Annotated in this window: 11 protein-coding genes and 1 riboswitch; of the genes, 4 read left to right on the forward strand and 7 right to left on the reverse strand. The window is 76.6% G+C overall.

Going from position 1 to position 16,752, the window contains the following annotated elements:
- Positions 1–20: 20 nt before the first annotated feature.
- The 5 genes from CELF_RS18740 to CELF_RS18760 all read right to left on the reverse strand — a co-directional run bounded on the left by CELF_RS18740 (position 21) and on the right by CELF_RS18760 (position 7,153).
- Positions 21–3,155 (reverse strand): AAA family ATPase, encoded by a 3,135-nt coding sequence (locus CELF_RS18740; RefSeq protein ID WP_013772838.1) that lies wholly within the window; start codon positions 3,153–3,155, stop codon positions 21–23.
- Positions 3,155–4,342 carry an exonuclease SbcCD subunit D gene (locus CELF_RS18745; RefSeq protein WP_041553624.1) on the reverse strand — a complete coding sequence of 396 codons (1,188 nt, stop codon included), beginning with the start codon at positions 4,340–4,342 and terminating at the stop codon, positions 3,155–3,157. Before CELF_RS18745 ends, CELF_RS18740 begins: the two co-directional genes overlap by 1 nt.
- Before the next feature lie 170 nt (positions 4,343–4,512).
- The gene (locus CELF_RS18750) at positions 4,513–4,869 is read right to left on the reverse strand and encodes an STAS domain-containing protein (protein ID WP_013772840.1); all 357 of its coding nucleotides are present in this window, start codon (positions 4,867–4,869) and stop codon (positions 4,513–4,515) included.
- A 168-nt stretch (positions 4,870–5,037) separates the two neighbouring features.
- Positions 5,038–5,544: an aminoacyl-tRNA deacylase gene (locus CELF_RS18755; RefSeq protein WP_013772841.1), complete on the reverse strand. Its 507-nt coding sequence runs from the start codon at positions 5,542–5,544 to the stop codon at positions 5,038–5,040.
- A gap of 4 nt (positions 5,545–5,548) precedes the next feature.
- Positions 5,549–7,153 carry an ABC-F family ATP-binding cassette domain-containing protein gene (locus CELF_RS18760; RefSeq protein ID WP_013772842.1) on the reverse strand — a complete coding sequence of 535 codons (1,605 nt, stop codon included), beginning with the start codon at positions 7,151–7,153 and terminating at the stop codon, positions 5,549–5,551.
- A 204-nt stretch (positions 7,154–7,357) separates the two neighbouring features.
- Here CELF_RS18760 and hrpA point away from each other — a divergent pair, with 204 nt between their 5' ends.
- Positions 7,358–11,938, forward strand: a complete 4,581-nt coding sequence (gene hrpA, locus CELF_RS18765; protein ID WP_013772843.1) for an ATP-dependent RNA helicase HrpA — start codon at positions 7,358–7,360, stop codon at positions 11,936–11,938.
- Positions 11,939–12,036: 98 nt separating this feature from the next.
- Here the strand turns inward: hrpA and CELF_RS18770 are convergent, their stop codons facing one another.
- Together CELF_RS18770 and CELF_RS18775 are read right to left on the reverse strand one after the other, a co-directional pair.
- Positions 12,037–12,837, reverse strand: a complete 801-nt coding sequence (locus CELF_RS18770) for an ABC transporter permease (protein WP_013772844.1) — start codon at positions 12,835–12,837, stop codon at positions 12,037–12,039.
- Positions 12,834–13,781, reverse strand: coding sequence for a daunorubicin resistance protein DrrA family ABC transporter ATP-binding protein (locus CELF_RS18775; protein WP_013772845.1), 948 nt, complete (start codon positions 13,779–13,781; stop codon positions 12,834–12,836). The genes CELF_RS18770 and CELF_RS18775 overlap by 4 nt, the downstream gene beginning before the upstream one ends.
- A gap of 80 nt (positions 13,782–13,861) precedes the next feature.
- Here CELF_RS18775 and CELF_RS19805 point away from each other — a divergent pair, with 80 nt between their 5' ends.
- The 3 genes from CELF_RS19805 to CELF_RS18795 all read left to right on the forward strand — a co-directional run bounded on the left by CELF_RS19805 (position 13,862) and on the right by CELF_RS18795 (position 16,347).
- The gene (locus CELF_RS19805; protein ID WP_013772846.1) at positions 13,862–15,187 is read left to right on the forward strand and encodes a TetR/AcrR family transcriptional regulator C-terminal domain-containing protein; all 1,326 of its coding nucleotides are present in this window, start codon (positions 13,862–13,864) and stop codon (positions 15,185–15,187) included.
- 145 nt (positions 15,188–15,332) lie between these two features.
- Positions 15,333–16,019: a DNA-3-methyladenine glycosylase I gene (locus tag CELF_RS18790; protein ID WP_013772847.1), complete on the forward strand. Its 687-nt coding sequence runs from the start codon at positions 15,333–15,335 to the stop codon at positions 16,017–16,019.
- A 112-nt stretch (positions 16,020–16,131) separates the two neighbouring features.
- Positions 16,132–16,347, forward strand: a complete 216-nt coding sequence (locus CELF_RS18795) for a hypothetical protein (protein ID WP_013772848.1) — start codon at positions 16,132–16,134, stop codon at positions 16,345–16,347.
- Between the two features lie 244 nt (positions 16,348–16,591).
- A riboswitch (SAM riboswitch) is annotated at positions 16,592–16,687 on the forward strand.
- Positions 16,688–16,752: the final 65 nt, after the last annotated feature.

Here is a 16,752-nt window from a genome sequence, read left to right on the forward strand (position 1 = left end):
GCGACGGCGGTGCCGACGTGTCAGCCGGCGCGAACCGTGAGGGTGCTCGGTCCGTGCGGCGTGGGGCGGACCTCGATGCGGTCGGCGATCGCCTGCTTGAGCGTGTCGACGTGGGAGACGACGCCCACGACGCGCCCCCCGGCGCGCAGCCGGCCCAGCTCGGTGAGCACCTGCTCGAGCGTGTGCGGGTCGAGCGAGCCGAAGCCCTCGTCGACGAACAGCGTCCCGAGGTCGATGCCGCCGGCCTCGGCGGACACGACGTCGGCGAGGCCGAGCGCGAGGCACAGCGAGACGTAGAACGTCTCCCCGCCGGACAGGGTCCGCGGGTCCCGCTCCTGGCCGGTCCGATGGTCGACGACGCGCATCGACAGCCCCGTACGCCGGCTCGTGACGTCCTCCTTGCGGTCGCTGCGCACGAGCTCGTACCGGCCGTCGGACATCCCGGCGAGCCGGTCGTTCGCGGCCGCCACGACGTCCTCGAACCGTCGCGTCAGGACGTAGGTCGCGAGCGAGAGGGCGTGCGCGTTGTCGCCCCCGGTCCCGGCGGCGAGCGCGGCGAGCCGGGCGACGGGGGCGTGCGCGGCGGCGTGCTCGACGACGCACTCGGCGGCGGCGAGCACGTCGGCCGCGGCGGCCTCGACGGCAGCGACCCGGTCGAGGGCGACCCGCGCCTCGCCCGCCGCGTGCTCGGCGGCCGTGCGGGCACCCGACTCGGCGGCCCGTGCCGCGTCGAGGTCGACGTCGACGTGCTCGGGCAGAGCCGCGAGCGCCGCGTCGGCCAGTCCGGCGGTGACGGCGGCGACCGCGGCGGTGTACGCCTCGACGCCGGCGACGAGCTCGTCGAGCGCGGCGGGGTCGAGCACGGCGTCGCGTGCCTCGTCGGTGTCGGGGAAGCCGTGATCCGCGAGCGCGCCGGCGAGCTCCGTCCGGTGCTCCTGCGCCTGCCGGGCGGCGTGCTCCAGGTCGAGCAGCGCGTCCGCGAGCGTCGCCGCAGCCGTGATCCGTTCGCGCAGCGCTGCGTGCCGGGCTGCGACCGTCGGGAACCCGTCGTGCCCGGCCTCGACCTCGGCCTCGGCGGACGCGAGCGCCTGCGCGAGGGTCTCGGCGCGGACCTCGGCTCCGGCGAGCGCGGTGGACGCCTCCGCGCGCTCCCGTGAGCGCAGACGGGTGGCCTCGTCGTGCGCGCGCAGCTCCTGGTCCAGCCGGGGGACGTCTGCGGCCGACGCGCGGGCGGCGTCGAGCGCAGCCCGGGCCTCGGCGAGCTGCTCGGCGACGTCGTCGGGGAGCGCGTCGGCGCACGTGCGGGTCAGCCCCGCGACCCGCTCCGCGCACTCCGCGACCCGGGCGTCCGCAACCCGGAGCGCCTCCTCGGCGGCGGCCCGGACGTCCTCGGCCTGTCGCACGTCGTCGGCGGAGACGTGGTCCGGTGCGAGCGGCGCCTTCGCGGGGTGCTCGACCGCGCCGCACACGGAGCACGGGTCGCCGTCCTGCAGCGCGGCAGCCAGCTCGCCCGCGAGCCCGGCGATCCGGGCGGTGCGCAGTGCCGCCTCGTGCGCGACGGCGTCGCGTGCCACGACCGCCGCCCCGGCGCGCGCCTCGCACGCCGCGTCGTGCGCCGCCCGGGCGGCGTCGAGCGCCCGCAGGTTCGCGCCCAGCTCCTCCAGCGCGGCGACCCGGGCCGCACGGCCCTCGACGCTCCCGGCGAGCTCGCGCGCGCCGTGCAGCGCGTCCTCGAGCTGCGACCGCGCGTCGGGGCGGCCCGCGAGCCAGGTGTCGTGCACGGCGATCTCGGCGTGCAGGTCCTCGACGGTCGTGCGGGCGTTGCGGACCTCGTGGCGCTGCGCCTCGAGCCCGGCCTCGACGGCGACGAGCCGGTCGACGGCCCCGGCGCGCGCGACGTCGGCCTCGCGCTGCGCGTCGAGGCCCCTGCGGGCCTCCGACGCGCGGAACGGCCGTGCCGGCGCGTCGTCACGGACGAGGTCGAGCGCCGTCCCGGCCGCGTCTCCGAACGCGGTCCGGGCCAGGTCCGCCAGGTCGACCGGGGCCGTGTCGAGCGCGGCGTCGAGCGTCTTCGCGGCCGCCTCGAGCGTGACCGTCGCCTCGTCCGCGCGCCGCAGCAGGGGCCGGACGGCCTTCGCGGCGCGGGCTCGCGCGAGGCGTGCCTGCGCCTCCTCGTGCACGGGGGCCGCCTCGGCGAGCGCGGCCCGGTCGGATCGCAGCCGATCGCGGCGGCGCACGAGGTCGGCGGTCCGGGTCGCCTCGTCGAGCGCGGACCGCGCCGCTGCCCGGGCCTGCTCCGCGTTCTCGGCGTGCACGCGCGCCTGGTCCGCCGCCGCGCGGACGTCACGGCCCAGCCCGTCGAGGACCGCGCGCACCGCGTCGACGCCGTCGGCGGCGTCCTCCGCGGCGGCCGCGTCCAGCGCGGCACGCAGGGTGGAGGCGTCGTCGGCGTCCAGCCGGGCGGCGCCCACCAGGTGCGCCGCGGCCGTCCCGAGGGCCGAGCGTGCCGCCTCGACCGCCGCTGCGGACTCGCGGCGCAGCTCGACCAGCCGGCGCCCGATCCGGTCGTACACCTCGGTCCCGAAGATCTTCTGCAGCAGCCCGCGGCGGTCCTCGGGGTTGGCGCGCAGGAACCGCGCGAACTCGCCCTGCGGCAGCACGACCGTCTGCACGAACTGGGTGCGGTCGAGCCCGACGACCCGCTGGATCTCCGCACCGGCCTCGTCGAGCCGGGTCGAGAGCACGTCGCCTGCGGGCAGCGCGTCCGGGTCGGCGGCCGCGGGGTCGTCGGAGCCGAGCCGCCACAGGGTGATCGAGGGCTGCTGCTTCACGGTGCCCGTGCCGCGCTTCTTGGGGCGGTCGTACCCGGGGCTCCGCCGCACGCGGTAGACGCCGGACGCGACCTCGAAGGTCAGGTCGACGACGGTCGGCACGTCGTCGGCGGCGTACGCCGAGCGCAGCCGGTCGTCGGACGCGTCGGCGGACGCGACCTTCCCGTACAGCGCGAAGACGACCGCGTCGATGAGCGTCGACTTGCCGGACCCGGTCGGTCCCTCCAGCAGGAACAGCCCGGACGCCCCGAGGGCGGCGAAGTCGACGGTGTGCCGGCCCGCGAACGGGCCGAGCGCCTGGACGGTGAGCGACCGCAGCTGCATCAGGCGCTCCGCTCCGCGGCGAGCACGTCCTCGTACGCGCGCCGCAGCACGTCGACCTCGACGGCGGTCGCGACCCGTCCGGTCACGTGCCGCACGAAGTCCGCGCCCACCTCGACCGGGTCGGCGGCGGCGGTGACCACGGCCGCGCGGGCTGCCTGCTCGCCCTGCGGCGCACGGTGCTGCACGACGAGCGCGTGCGGGAACCGCTGCGTGACGCGGCGGTAGAGGTCCGCGGGGCGCTGCTCGTCGGTGACGGTGACGCGGACCCAGTCGTCGACGTGGGCCTCCCCGGCTGCACCCAGGAGAGCGTCCAGGGTGCCGGTGACCTCGCTGAGCCGGCGCGGCACGGGTGCGGGGACGAGCTGGACGACGGGCTCGGCGCCGGACAGGTCGACGAGCGCCGTCGACTTGGTGTGCCGCAGCTCGGAGAACGAGTACGCGAGCGGCGACCCGGAGTAGCGCAGGACGGTGCCGTCGGGCCCGCTGATCCGCTGCGGCCCGTGCAGGTGCCCGAGCGCCACGTAGTCGACGCCCGCGAAGACGCCCGCCGGCACGTGCTCGACGCCGCCGACGCGCAGGTCCCGCTCCGACTCGCTGGCCTGCCCGCCGACCACGAACGCGTGCGCGGCGACGACCGCGCGCGGCCGCCGGCCCGCGGCGCTCGGCCGCGCGGCGAGGTCCGCCTGCACGCGCCGCATCGCGGCTCCGACCACGGCCTCGTGCGAGCGGGCGGGGACGACTGCCTCGCCGTCGTGCGCGCCCGGCTCCGCGAGCGCGGAGCGCACGGTGTCGGGGTCCAGGTAGGGCAGGCCGTAGACCAGCACGTCGCCGCCGTCGTCGGCCAGCACGACGGGATCGGCGAGGCCTGCGACGCGGGTGCGCAGCCGCACGCGCTCCCGCATGAGGGCGGACCCGAACCCGAGCCGCGTCGCGGAGTCGTGGTTGCCGGAGGTCACCACGACGGTGGTGTGCTCCGAGAGGCGCGCGAGCGTGTCCGACAGGAGGTTCACGGCCTCGACGGGCGGGATCGCGCGGTCGTACACGTCGCCCGCGACGACGACCGCGCCGACGCGCTCGGCCCGCACGACCTCCACGAGGTGCTCGAGGTAGGCCGCCTGGTGGTCGAGGAGGTCGACCCCGTGCAGCGTCCGACCGAGGTGCCAGTCGGAGGTGTGCAGGATGCGCATGGCCAGGACGCTAACCGGCTCCTCCGACACGGCGGCCGAGGGTCGCCGGAGCGTCGGGAGACGGACGCGTCACACGGGGGCTGTGGACGGCTCGGCGACCGTCGCACGGGGTCTGTGGACGGCTCGGCGACGGTCGCACGGTGCGCAGAGCGCACGGGCGGCCCGAGGGGTCAGGCGGGCTCGGGCACCCCGACGGGGACCTCGGCCGGCAGCTCGTCGCCCATGCCGATCATCTCCAGGACGTCCCGCAGCACCCGGTGCGGGTCCCGCAGCGACACCGGGATGCCCGCCTCACGAGCCGCGAGGTGCAGCTGCAGCACGAACGCGATGCCGGACGAGTCGATGAACGTCGCGGACGTCGTGTCGACCACCACCGGCGCGCCGCTGATGAGCGCCCGCCCCATGGTCGCGCTCGCCTCGTCGCGCAGGGCCGCGTCGATCTCCCCCACGAGGACGACGACGCTGCGTCCGTCCTGCTCCTCCACCCGGATCGTCCCGGCGGCGGCGGTGTGCTCGATCAGCTCCATGACTCCTCAGCTCTGCGCTTCCGGGCACCTCGGCCCGGTCGGCGTGATGACGGTACTCGTCGGCGACGACACCGCCACTCGAGAGGTCCCAACGCCCGGATGCCGGTCGACGTTCCCGCCGCGGGACCGTCCCGCGCGCCACCTGCGCAGACGCGACGGCGCCGTGGGTCAGCCGCCGTCCGGCTCCGTCACGTCCGCCGTCGTCGCCCCGAGCGCGCGCACGAGCTGCGAGCCGTCGACCGTCGCCGCCACCCCGTGCGCCCCCGCGCCGATCGACACGGCCCGCCCCGGGACGCGCGCGTCGGCGACCACGGGCCACGCGCGCAGCGACCCGAACGGCGTGATCGTGCCCCGCTCGTACCCGGTGGCGTCCCGGGCGGTGGCCGCGTCGGGCATCGACAGGCGGCTCACCCCGAGCAGGGCGCGCAGCTTCGGCCACGAGATCGTCCGGTCACCCGGGACGAGGACGAGCAGGAAGTCGTCGTCGCCGCGCCGCACCACGATCGTCTTGACGACGTCGGCCGGGGCGACCCCGCGGGCCGCGGCCGCCTCCGCGAGCGAGCGGACGGGCCCGTGCCGGGTAACGACGAACCCGATCCCGGACGCCTCCAGCGCGCCGACGGCCCGCCGCTCGCCCTCGGTCACCTCGTCGCCCGCGCGGCCCTCGTCGCTCACCCGGTCACTGTAGGACCCGGCCGTCGGCGACGTGCAGGCGCTCGCCCGTCCACCGGCGGCGCAGCCACCGGTCGTGCGTCGCGACGACGACGGCCCCGGGCGACACCTCGAGCGCGTCGACGAGCTCGTCGGCGAGCCGCACCGACACGTGGTTGGTCGGCTCGTCGAGGAGCAGGACGGCGGGCGTGCGGGCGACGAGCAGGGCGAGGACGACGCGCCGCCGCTGGCCCACGGACAGCTCCCGCAGGGGCCGGTCGACGTCCCGCGGCGCCACCAGGCCGAGGTCCACGAGCCGCACCGGGGCGGGGACGTCGGCGGTCACGGCGTCGAAGAGCGCGCGCGGCGTCCGCACGTCGTCGGCGAGCCCCACGTCCTGCTCCAGCAGCGCCACCTCGGCGCCGCCTGCCCGCTGCACCGACCCGTGCGCCGCGACGAGGTCCCCCGCGAGCAGGTGCAGCAACGTCGACTTCCCCGCGCCGTTCGGGCCGCTGACCAGGACCTGCGCACCGGCGAGGAGGTCGAACGACGGCACCTCGAGCCGGCCCGGCACGACGGCGTCCCGCACGCGCAGGACGACCCCGTCGGCGCTGGACCAGCCGTCGGGCACCGCGAAGCGCAGCGGCGCGGGCGGCCGGGGGACCTGGTCGCGCGTGAGCTCGTCGAGCCGGCGCCGCGCGTCCCGGACGCGCCGAGACACCTGCTGCTCGACGCGCGCGCCCTTCGCGTCGTACGCCATCTTGAACTCGTTGCCGAGCGCGCGGCCGTACCCGACCTGCCGCGCCGTGACGCGCACCGCGTGCCGCAGGCGTGCGAGCTCGTCCCGCTCGGCTCTCCACCGCTCCTCCCACCGCTGGCGCTCGGCGCGCCGGGCCGCGAGGTAGTCCGTGAACGTCCCGCCGTAGCGCGTCGGACCGTCGAGCGACGGGTCGAGGTCGAGGATCCCGGTGCACGTCTCGTCGAGGAAGACGCGGTCGTGGCTCGTGAGCACGACGGCTCCGGGCAGCTCGCGCAGCGCACCGGCGAGGTACTCGGCGGCGGCGTCGTCGAGATGGTTCGTCGGCTCGTCGAGGAGCACGGCCGCGGGGCTGCGCACGAGCAGCGCGGCGAGCGCGAGCCGGGACCGCTCACCGCCGGACAGCCGGGCGGTCGGCCGCGTCGGCTCCACGTCGCCCAGGCCGAGGCCGACGAGCGCCAGCTCGGCGCGCCGGTCGGCGTCCCAGACGCCGGCCAGCTCGGCGCGCAGGAGGGCCTCGGCGTACGCGTCGGCGGCACCGGGCCGGTCGTCGGCGAGCGCTGCCGACGCGTCCTCGAGCACCCGCTCGACGGCGCGGACGTCCGCGAGCGCGGCGGCCATGACGTCGGCGACGGTGTCGGCCGGGCGGAACGTGGGCTCCTGCGCGAGCAGCTGCAGCGCGGCGGGGCGCTCGACGCTGCCGCTGTCGGGGTCCTCGACGCCGGCGAGCAGCCGCAGGAGCGTCGACTTGCCGATGCCGTTCTCCCCGACGACGCCGAGCCGGTGCCCGGGGTCGACGTCGAGGTCGAGTCCGGACAGCACGGGGCGCCCGTCGTAGGAACGGGTGAGGGAACGGGCACGAAGGACTGGGGTCATGCGATCACCACCGGGGGGCGCCGACGGTCGCGGGCCCGGTGCGGGCGGCGACGGGCGCGGGGAGTCGGGAAGGGACTCGGCGCGGGTGGTCAGATCAGCACCCGGCGACGGTACGACGTCGACGGTGCCCGGCACGACCGCATTTGCGAGCGGGACCGGAATGAGCGCGCGGGCCGCCGGGAGCACCTGGGAGAATCGTGCGTCGTGACCACCAGCGAGCCGTCGACCGGCGCCGACCGCCCGGCGGGCCCCCGCCGCAGCGGCGGGCGCGGCGGTCGTGGTCCCCGCCGCCGGGGTCAGCGGGAGGCGCAGCGCGACCCCCAGCGCGACCAGCGCGACGGCCAGAGCGGCACGCAGCCGGACGGCCGCCGTGACCCGCACCGCGACGACCAGCGCGGACGCCGTCGTGACGCTCGCGACCCCCGGCGCGACGACGAGCGCGCGGCCGCGCGCCGGGCCCGCGCCGCCGCGGTCCGCGAGGCCGTCGTGGTCCCCGCGATCGTCTACCCGGAGAACCTGCCGGTCAGCGCGCGGCGCGACGAGATCGCGGCGGCGATCCGCGACCACCAGGTCGTCGTCGTCGCGGGCGAGACGGGGTCCGGCAAGACGACGCAGATCCCGAAGATCGCGCTCGACCTCGGCCGCGGGCGCGCGGGGCAGATCGGGCACACGCAGCCGCGCCGGATCGCGGCCCGGTCGGTCGCGGAGCGCATCGCGGAAGAGGTCGGCACGCCGCTCGGGCAGCTCGTCGGCTACCAGGTGCGGTTCACGGACACCTCGTCCGACGAGACGCTCGTCAAGGTCATGACGGACGGCATCCTGCTGGCGCAGATCCAGCGCGACCCGATGCTCTGGTCGTACGACACGCTCATCATCGACGAGGCGCACGAGCGTTCGCTCAACATCGACTTCATCCTCGGCTACCTCACACGGCTGCTGCCGCAGCGGCCGGACCTCAAGGTCGTCATCACGTCGGCGACGATCGACTCCGCGCGGTTCGCGCGGCACTTCGCCGGCCCTGCGACACCCGAGCACCCCGAGGGCGTTCCGGCGCCCGTCGTCGAGGTCAGCGGCCGCACGTACCCCGTCGAGATCCGCTACCGGCCGCTGTCGCCGGACGTCGAGGCGCCCGACGAGGACGCGGGCCGGCGTCCGCGCGCGAAGGCCACCGAGGACCGCGACCTCATGACGGCCATCACCGAGGCGGTCGACGAGCTGTCCGCGGAGGGGCCGGGCGACATCCTCGTCTTCCTGTCCGGCGAGCGGGAGATCCGGGACGCGGAGGACGCGCTGCGCACGTCGCTGGGCGCCCGCGTCACGGACCCGCGGCACCCGCAGCCCGTCGAGCTGCTGCCGCTGTACAGCCGGCTGTCCGCGGCCGAGCAGCACCGGGTGTTCGAGCAGCACGCCGGGCGGCGCGTGGTGCTGTCGACCAACGTCGCGGAGACGTCGCTGACCGTGCCCGGCATCCGGTACGTCGTCGACCCGGGCACGGCCCGCATCTCGCGGTGGTCCAAGGCGACGAAGGTGCAGCGGCTGCCGATCGAGCCGGTCTCGCAGGCGTCGGCGAACCAGCGGTCGGGGCGGTGCGGGCGCGTCGCGGACGGCATCGCGATCCGGCTGTACTCCCAGGACGACTTCGCGTCGCGGCCGATGTACACCGAGCCGGAGATCCTGCGCACGTCGCTCGCGTCGGTGATCCTGCAGATGATCGCCGTGGGGGTCGCGGCGTCGCCCGACGACGTCACCGACTTCCCCTTCGTCGACCCGCCCGACGTGCGGGCCGTGCGGGACGGCGTGCAGCTGCTGACCGAGCTCGGGGCGCTGGAGACGGTGCCGGTCGAACCCGTCGACGGCTCGGGCCGGCCGACGAGCGTCACGCGGCTCACCGACACCGGGCGCGCTCTCGCGCAGCTGCCGATGGACCCGCGGCTCGCGCGGATGATCGTCGAGGGCGGGCGTCGCGGGGTCGCGCGCGAGGTCATGGTGATCGCCGCCGCGCTGTCGATCCAGGACCCGCGCGAGCGTCCGGCCGAGGAGCGCGACCGCGCCGACCAGCTGCACGGCCGGTTCGCCGACCCGACGTCGGACCTGCTCGCGTACCTCAACCTGTGGCAGTACCTGCGCGAGCAGCAGCGCGAGCTGTCGGGCAACGCGTTCCGCCGGATGTGCCGGTCGGAGCACCTCAACTACCTGCGCATCCGCGAGTGGCAGGACGTCGTCACGCAGCTGCGCGAGCTGGCCAAGCCGCTCGGCATCCACGTCTCCCCGCTGCGCCCGGGATCCGGTCCCGCGCCCGGCGGCGAGACCGCGACGTCGCCAGGCGACACCGGCGCCTCCGCCTCGGACGGTCGCGGTCCCGACGACACGGCCCGGGGGGCGCTGCGGCTCGAGTGGGACGCGGACCGGATCCACGTGAGCGTGCTGTCGGGGCTGCTGTCGCACATCGGGATGCAGGAGGCGACGGAGGTCGCCGCACCGGCCCGGGGACCCGCTGCCGGCCGGGGGCGGCGGCCCGACCGGCGCGCGCGCAACGAGTACCTCGGCGCGCGCGGGGCGCGGTTCGCGATCTTCCCCGGGTCCGGTCTCGCGAAGCGGCCGCCGGCGTGGGTCATGGCCGCCGAGCTCGTCGAGACGTCCCGCCTGTGGGCGCGCGACGCGGCCCGCATCCAGCCCGAGTGGGCCGAGGAGGTCGGTGCCCACCTGGTCAGGCGCACGTACTCCGAGCCGGCGTGGTCGTCCAAGCAGGGCGCCGCGACCGCGTTCGAGAAGGTCCTGCTGTACGGCGTGCCGATCGTCGCGCAGCGGCGCGTCCTGTACGCCAAGGTCGACGCCGAGCACGCGCGCGAGCTGTTCGTGCGGCACGCGCTCGTGCAGGGCGAGTGGACGACCCACCACCAGTTCTTCCACGAGAACCGCCGCCTGCTCGCCGAGGCCGAGGGCCTGGAGGCGCGCGCCCGCCGCCGCGACCTCGTCGTCGACGACGACGTGCTGTTCGACTTCTACGACGAGCGGATCCCGTCCGACGTCGTCTCCGCCCGGCACTTCGACCAGTGGTGGAAGGGCGCCCGGCGACGCGACCCCGACCTGCTGACGTTCACGCGCGAGCTGCTCGTCGCCGACGACGCCGAGGCGATCGACGAGTCCGCGTTCCCGTCCCGCTGGCCGCAGGGCGACCTGCGCCTGCCGCTGACGTACCAGTTCCAGCCCGGCACCGAGGCCGACGGCGTCACGGTGCACGTCCCCCTCACGGCGCTGGCCCGGCTGACCCCCGACGGGTTCGACTGGATGGTGCCCGGCCTGCGCGAGGAGCTCGTCACCGCGACCATCCGCGCGCTGCCCAAGCCGGTCCGCGTGCAGCTGGTCCCGGCGCCCGACGTCGCGCGGTCCGTCGAGGCGTGGCTGCGCGAGCACACCGCGTCGTGGGAGGACACCGTGCGGGCCGGCGACGCCGCCCCGTCGTTCCGTGAGCTGTTCCGGCAGGCCGTGCGGGCCGTGCGCGACGTCGACGTGCCCGACGACGCGTTCGACGACGAGAAGCTGCCGCCGCACCTGCGGATGACGTTCCGCGTCGTCGGCGACCGCGGGGGCGTCGTGGACGAGGGCAAGGACCTGCTGACGCTCCAGCGGCGGCTCGCGTCACGCACCCAGCAGGCGGTCGACGCCGCCGTCCGGACGGCGGTGCGCGCGGCGATGGAGGAGGCACGCGCGTCCGCGGCTCCCGGGACGTCCGGCGACGCGGGCGCGCCGGGTGGCGCGCGCGCTCCGGGTGGCGAGGGGTCGGCTGCGCGTGCGCGTGGGGCGGGACCGGCAGCGGCTCCGGCCGCGGGCGTCCCCGCCGTGCCCGGCCCTGGCCCGTCCGCCACGGCGGCACCGCCGTCGCTCGAACGCACGGGCCTGCGGACCTGGCCCGACGACCTGCCGGGCGGCGCGCTCCCCGAGGTGCTCGAGGCGCGGGCCGCGGGCGTCGTCGTGCGCGCCTACCCGACGCTGGTCGACGAGGTGACGTCCGTCGCGGTGCGCACGCTCGCGGACGCCGCGGCGGTGCCGTCGGCGGCCCGCCGGGGCCTGCGCCGGCTGCTGCTGCTCGACGTCGGCCTCGCGACGGCCCGCATCACGACGCGCTGGTCGGGGACGCAGGCGCTCACGCTCGCTGCGAGCCCGTACCCGAGCACGGACGCGCTGGTCAGGGACGTGCAGCTCGCCGCGATCGACCGTCTGACGGCGCAGCACCTCGGCACCCGCACCGCCGCCGACGTGCGCGACGCCGACGCGTACGCCGCCCTGCGCACCGCCGTCCGCGACGGGCTGGAGGACGCGGTCCACGCGGTCGTCACGGACCTCGTCGCGGTGCTGGGCGCGTGGCGGGAGCTCGAGGGCGACCTGCGCTCGTCGGCCAGCCTCGCGCTGCTCGCGACGGTGCAGGACGTGCGCGAGCAGTCCGCCGCGCTCGTGCACGACGGGTTCGTCTCCGAGGTCGGCGCGGTCCGGCTGCCGCAGCTCACGCGGTACCTGCGCGCGGCGCGGCACCGGCTCGGCAAGGCCGCGGAGAACCCGCAGCGTGACGGCGACCTCGCGTGGCAGGTGCACGACGTCGAGGACCTGTACGACGACGCGGTGACCGCGGCCCGCGCGGCGGCCCCCGACGCGACGCGCGAGGCCGCGCTCGACGAGGTCCGCTGGCTGCTGCAGGAGCTGCGCGTCAGCCTGTTCGCGCAGCAGCTCGGCACCCCGGTCCCCGTGAGCCCGACCCGCATCCGCAAGGCGCTGGCCGCGCTGCGCTGACCGGCGGGCGGCCGTGGCACCGACGTGGGTCACGCCCGCGGGCCGGGGACGCCGCCCCCGCCGGTGCCACGTGCGGCGGTCGCCCGCCGCGCCGTCCGTCAGCGTCGGCGTGCGAACAGCAGGCCCGCGGCGACCCGCGCGACGAGGAAGATGCCCGCGCACCACGCGACCGCCGACACCCACGTCGACGTCGCGAGCGGCAGGCCGAGGAGCAGGCTGCGCATCGTGTCCGTCACGGGGGTGACCGGGTTCCACGCCGCGATCGTCTCCAGCACCGACGGCATCGACTCCGGCGGGACGAACGCGCTCGACACGTACGGCAGGAACAGGATGACGAACGTGAAGCCGCTCGCCGCCTCAGGCCCGGACGCGAGGATCCCCACGGCGACGCCGACCCAGGTGAGCGCGAGGACGAACAGCGCGACCAGCCCGAGCGCGCCGAGCCAGTCGAGCAGCGTCGCGTCGGGGCTGAACCCGACGAGGAACGCGGCGCCGACGACCAGCGCGCTCGACACCGCGTTGCGCGCCATGCTCGCGACCACGTGCCCCGTCACGACGCCCGTGGGGCGGATCGGCATGGACCGGAAGCGGTCGATGATGCCGTTGGTCATGTCCGACGCCATCTCGACCGCGGTGTTCGCGGCGCCGTAGCCCGCGGTGAGCAGGATGATGCCCGGCACGACGAAGTCGACGTAGCGCCCGCTCGGGTCGATCGCCCCGCCGAACACGTACGTGAACATCAGCAGGAGCATCACGGGCAGCATCACCGAGATCAGCAGCGTGTCGAGCTGCCGGGTGGTGCGGCGCAGCGTGCGGCCGACCAGCGCGGACGTGTCCCGCAGTCCGGTGCCGCGTCCTTCCTGGTCGGTGACGGGTGCGGGGGCGAGCAGCGTGGTCATCGGGTCTCCCGGGGGTGCGGACCGGCGGCGCCGGCGAGGATCGGGTCGGTCGGGCGGGCACCGTCGGCGTCCGTGGGCGCGGGCCTGCCGGTCAGCTCGAGGAACACGTCGTCGAGCGTGGGCTCACGCACCTGCCACGCGGCGACGTCGAGCGGCCGCGACGCGACGTCCCCGAGGATCCGGTGCACGTCTGTGACGGAGCCGTCCGTCGGGACCCGCTGGACGGTGCCGTCGCGCAGGACGAGCTCGACGTGCGCCGACCCGACGGTCCGCTTGAGCTGCGCGGCGGTGCCCTCGGCGATGACGTGCCCGTGGTCGATGACGACGATCCGGTCCGCGAGCCGGTCGGCCTCCTCGAGGTACTGCGTGGTGAGCAGGAGCGTCGCGCCTGCGTCGACGACCCCGCGGATGACGTCCCAGAGGTCGCCGCGGCTGCGCGGGTCGAGGCCCGTGGTCGGCTCGTCGAGGAACACGACGTGCGGCCGGCTGAGCAGGCTGACGGCCAGGTCGAGGCGTCGCCGCATGCCTCCGGAGTACGTCTTGACGAGCCGGCGGGCGGCGTCGGTGAGGTCGAACAGCTCGAGCATCGCGGCGGTCCGGGTGCGCACCTCGCGCGGGCCGAGGTGGGCGAGGCGCGCCATGAGCCGGAGGTTCTCCTCGCCGGTGAGCAGCTCGTCGACCGCGGCGTACTGGCCGGTGAGGCTGATCGCGGAACGGACGCGGGCGGGCTCGCGCTCGACGTCGGCCCCGGCGACGGTCGCGGTGCCGCTGTCGGGACGCAGGAGCGTCGACAGGATGCGGACGGTCGTGGTCTTGCCGGCGCCGTTGGGGCCCAGCAGCGCGAGCACCTCGCCGCGGTGGACGTCGAGGTCGACGCCGTCGAGCACGGTGACGTCGCCGTAGGCCTTGCGCAGCCTGCGGGCGACGACGATCGGGTCTGCCATCACTCCTCCTTCTGTGTACGTCGTAAACTGTGTGTGTATGTCATACACACTTATAGGATCGGGCGTCAAGGAGGTGCGACGTGGAGCAGGGACGACCGGAGGGCGACGCGACCGGCGACGACGCGACGGACGAGGTGACGGCGACCCGTGAGGACGCCGACGCGCGCCGCGAGCTCGACGCCCTGCGGCGCGACCGCGAGAAGGCCGAGCGCGCCGCCGCCAAGGAGGCCGAACGGGCCCGGCGGGACCGCGAGAAGGCCGAGCGCACCGCCGCCCGGGACGCCGAGCGCGCGCAGCGCGACGCCGACCGCCGTCGCCGGGACGAGGAGAAGGCCGAGCAGGACCGGCTCAAGGCGCTCCGACAGGCCGAGGAGGCCCGCGAGCGCGCCCTGCTCGACGCGCAGCGCGACCGCGAGCGCCGCGAGACCGAGGCCCGCAAGGAGGCCGAGCGCGCGCAGGCCGAGCGCGAGCGTGCCGCACGTGACGCGGCACGGGAGGCCGGTCGCGCCCTGCGAGAGGCCGAGAAGGCCGCGCGCGACGCCGCTCTCGCGCAGCAGCGCGCGGCACGCGAGGCCGAGCGCGCACGCCGCGAGGCCGCCCGCGCGGGGACCGACCCCGCACCCGCGCTCACCGTCGACGCCGCCGCCCTCCCGCCCGACCTGGCGGTGCTGTGGCGCGTCCCCGAGCCGCCGCGGCGCGGGCCCCGTCCCGGCCTGACCCTCGACGCGATCGCCGACGCCGCCGTCGCGCTCGCCGACGCCGAAGGGATCGGGGCGGTCTCGATGGCCCGCCTCGCCGAGTCCCTCGGCTTCACGACGATGTCGCTCTACCGGTACGTCGCGTCGAAGGACGAGGTCGTGAGCCTCATGGCCGACCGCGCCAGCGGACGCCCGCCCGCCGTGGGCCGGGAGGTCGGCGACTGGCGCGCGCGCCTCGAGCTCCTGGTCGCGCTGCAGCAGCCGGTCCTGCACGCCCACCCGTGGCTCGCGCACGCCGGCACCGTCCTGCACGCGATCGGCCCGAACCGGCTGGCGTGGATGGAGGCCATGATCGCCGCGCTCGAGGACACCCCGCTCGGGGAGGACGAGAAGGTGGCGGCCGTCGGCATCCTCGCGCACCACCAGCTCGGCGAGCTCACGCTCTACGCGTCGTGGGCCGAGCGCGAGCGGACGGTGCAGGAGGCCACGGCGTCCCCGTACGACATGGACGGGCTCCTGCTCGCCGTCGCGACGCCCGACGCGCACCCCGCGGTCCGTCGCGCGGCGTCCGCGGGGGCGTTCGGCGCCGAGCTCGAGTCGTCGCCGGTGTCGTTCGGGACGCGCCTGGTGCTGGACGGCATCGCGGCGCTCGTGGCGCGTGCCGAGCGTGCGGGGCATGACGGGCCGGCGGGGGCGCCGGGGCGCTGACCGTCCAGTCCGGGGCGCGCGCGCCCGGCGGGGGGCGTCCGGGCACCACCGACCGAGCCGTCCACAGCCCCTGCCCGGCGGAGCGGCTCCACGGACCGCGAGCGCCCGGCACCCGCCTGTCGGCGGCCCACGCCAGACTGGCGGCGTGACCCAGAACCCCACGGCCCCGCCCCCGACGGACGCTACGGCGCCGGCCGTGCCGGCCGCACTCACGGACACCGACCCGGCGCCGCTCACGGACACCGACCCGGCGCCGCCGGCACGCCCGGTCCCGGCCGGCGCGCGGTGCTTCGGCGACGGCGACCCGCTCTACGAGCGGTACCACGACGAGGAGTGGGGCGTCCCGGTGCACGGCGAGGAGGCGCTGTTCGAGCGCATCGCGCTCGAGGGCTTCCAGTCCGGGCTCGCCTGGATCACGATCCTGCGCAAGCGGCCCGCCTTCCGCGCGGCGTTCGCCGGCTTCGACCCGGAGGCGGTCGCCGCGTTCGACGAGGACGACGTCGCGCGGCTCATGGCCGACGCGGGGATCGTGCGGAACCGCGCCAAGATCGAGGCGACCGTGGTCAACGCCCGCGCGCTGCGGGCGCTGCACGAGGCGGGCCGGACGCTGGACGAGGTCGTCTGGTCGCACGCACCGGCACGCTCGGACCACGTCAGGCCCGTGACCTGGTCCGACGTCCCGGCAGCCACGGCGGAGTCGCGTGCGCTGGCCAAGGAGCTCAAGTCGCTCGGCTTCCGCTTCGTCGGCCCGACGACCGCCTACGCCGCCATGCAGGCCTGCGGACTGGTGGACGACCACCGCGCCGGGTGCCCCTCGGTGGCCCGCCCCTGACGCCCCGCCCGTGACGCCCCGCCCGTGACGCCCCGCCGGCGCGCTGCTCCCCCTGGGTGACGCCCTCGGCCCGCCCGTGGCCGCCTCGGACACGGCGGTTAGGATTCGCGGCATGACGGACACCCACGACCCCGACGGGCGGCTCGACGCCGTGCGTGCGGCGGCCGCTGCGCTGTCCGACCCCACGGCCGTCGACGCCGAGGTCCTCGCGGCCGTGCACGACGGGCTGCGCGAGGTCCCGGCGGGCTCGCCCACCTCGTGGTTCGACGTGCCCACGCAGCGCAGCCGTGTGCGTCACGGCCACCTCACGCCGCGCCGCCGCCACTGACGCCCCTCGGCGCACCGCCGCCGGGAGCCCGACCCCAGGGCACGGGCACCGCCGTCGTCGCGCCGCCCGTGCCGGTGGGGCCGGCAGGACGGCGCCGGGCGCTGCGACAGGGCCGACGGCGGGCGCGCCTTGCCGGCCACGCGCCTCGCCGCACGACCCGTCCCGGAGGGCTAGGGGGCGGACACCTGCGTCTCACCCATCGAGCGACGTTGCCCACCATGTGGTCGGCGGTCTAGCATCACGACAACCATCCAGAGCGGCCGAGAGACCTGGCTCGACGACGCCGCAGCAACCCCCCTCCTGGCGAGGGTGTGGGTGCTTCCGCCAGGGTCGATGGAGTGAGTGATGTCCCTGCACCACGCGTGTCCCGGCGACCGCCGGCACCGCCGCACCCACCGGACACCC

It is taken from the genome of Cellulomonas fimi ATCC 484, assembly GCF_000212695.1.
In the GTDB taxonomy this organism is placed as follows: domain Bacteria; phylum Actinomycetota; class Actinomycetes; order Actinomycetales; family Cellulomonadaceae; genus Cellulomonas; species Cellulomonas fimi.

Excerpts from the sequence above, each read along its gene's own strand:
- CELF_RS18740 (WP_013772838.1), bottom strand. The coding sequence starts at position 3,155 with ATGCAGCTGCGGTCGCTCACCGTCCAGGCGCTCGGCCCGTTCGCGGGC.
- CELF_RS18745 (WP_041553624.1), bottom strand. The coding sequence starts at position 4,342 with ATGCGCATCCTGCACACCTCCGACTGGCACCTCGGTCGGACGCTGCAC.
- CELF_RS18750 (WP_013772840.1), bottom strand. The coding sequence starts at position 4,869 with ATGGAGCTGATCGAGCACACCGCCGCCGCCGGGACGATCCGGGTGGAG.
- CELF_RS18760 (WP_013772842.1), bottom strand. The coding sequence starts at position 7,153 with ATGACCCCAGTCCTTCGTGCCCGTTCCCTCACCCGTTCCTACGACGGG.
- CELF_RS18770 (WP_013772844.1), bottom strand. The coding sequence starts at position 12,837 with ATGACCACGCTGCTCGCCCCCGCACCCGTCACCGACCAGGAAGGACGC.
- CELF_RS18775 (WP_013772845.1), bottom strand. The coding sequence starts at position 13,781 with ATGGCAGACCCGATCGTCGTCGCCCGCAGGCTGCGCAAGGCCTACGGC.
- CELF_RS18795 (WP_013772848.1), top strand. The coding sequence starts at position 16,132 with ATGACGGACACCCACGACCCCGACGGGCGGCTCGACGCCGTGCGTGCG.